The organism is Clostridium prolinivorans, from assembly GCF_004011155.1.
Lineage (GTDB): Bacteria > Bacillota > Clostridia > Clostridiales > Clostridiaceae > Clostridium_AT > Clostridium_AT prolinivorans.
Window position 1 is genome coordinate 1 of the sequence record NZ_RJWG01000044.1, and the last position, 1,087, is coordinate 1,087.

A 1,087-nucleotide genomic window follows, 5' to 3' on the forward strand; every position below is an offset into this window, starting at 1 on the left:
AAATTCATGTACAAAATTGTACATTTTTATTTTCCACTTTTTGTGCATTTTTATTTTATCATTTACACGGATTACGTGCCTACAAAATATATAATAATTTAAAAGGAGTGGTTTTGTGCTTGAAGTTATTCCAACCAATCAAGATTTGAAAGAATTGCTTGGAGAAGAGAAATTTAATGTTTGGACAGGCCTTGCCAACTTAGTTGAAGATTTATATTCCATGGAGACCGTGTGGTATAAGGGCTATAGGGATTGGAAGTATGAATTGAAGTATCGTAAAAGTGGTAAAACCTTATGTTCACTAAATGCGAAAGAAAATTGTGTTGGTTTAATGATCATCTTTGGCAAAGCAGAAAGAGAAAAATTTGAAAATGAGTGCCAATCCTATGCTCCAGAAATACAGTGTGTTTATAATAATTCAACAACTCATTACGATGGCAAATGGATGATGTTCGAATTGGCGGATTTATCACTAATTGAGGATATCAGGAGATTATTGTACATAAAAAAGAGACCAAACAAGAAGAAGGATAAATAAGTAGGACTTATGTTTCATTTTTACGCAGATGACTCTAGAATTTTAACTCCGCCAAAAGAATTGGAACCACATCTAAAAGGTGCATACTCAGCTTTCATTAAATTACTTGGACATATCCGATTTTTCTATATGGTAGATGAAATATGGGATGGACAAGCTTCATTTTCATTTAGGGCAGAAGGAGTTCAATTAGATGCTATCACCCTTGATGATAATAGGTTCAAGATACGTATAACAGACGAAGATTTCCAAATTGTTGACGAGACTTTGTTGGAAGCTGTTTATAAAGCTTTAAAGAAAACTGCAACTGCTGGAATGAACCGTTCATTTGACCAGCTCACGGTAAATTTGGAGGACCCCAATGAATTCCCCTGCGGCCAAAGGGACGTTGATGGTGTCCCGACAGTAGGAGGTGCCAGCCACCTCACATCTCACATCTCAGATGTGACTTGTGAGGTGGCTGGCACCAAAAGAGAGCACCAAAAGAAGCGTTCACTTAGGGATTGAAGAAAAACTTAAATGAACAGCTTCAAGCGGGGCAAAAAAGAC

At 36.7% G+C, this 1,087-nt stretch carries 2 protein-coding genes; both read left to right on the top strand.

The genetic code is table 11. The features are described from left to right. Window positions 1-115 precede the first annotated feature (115 nt). The gene (locus EGD97_RS12240; RefSeq protein WP_127837560.1) at window positions 116-538 is read left to right on the top strand and encodes a DUF3788 domain-containing protein; all 423 of its coding nucleotides are present in this window, start codon (window positions 116-118) and stop codon (window positions 536-538) included. Window positions 539-547: 9 nt separating this feature from the next. After that, window positions 548-1,045, top strand: coding sequence for a hypothetical protein (locus EGD97_RS12245; protein ID WP_164850224.1), 498 nt, complete (start codon window positions 548-550; stop codon window positions 1,043-1,045). Window positions 1,046-1,087: the final 42 nt, after the last annotated feature.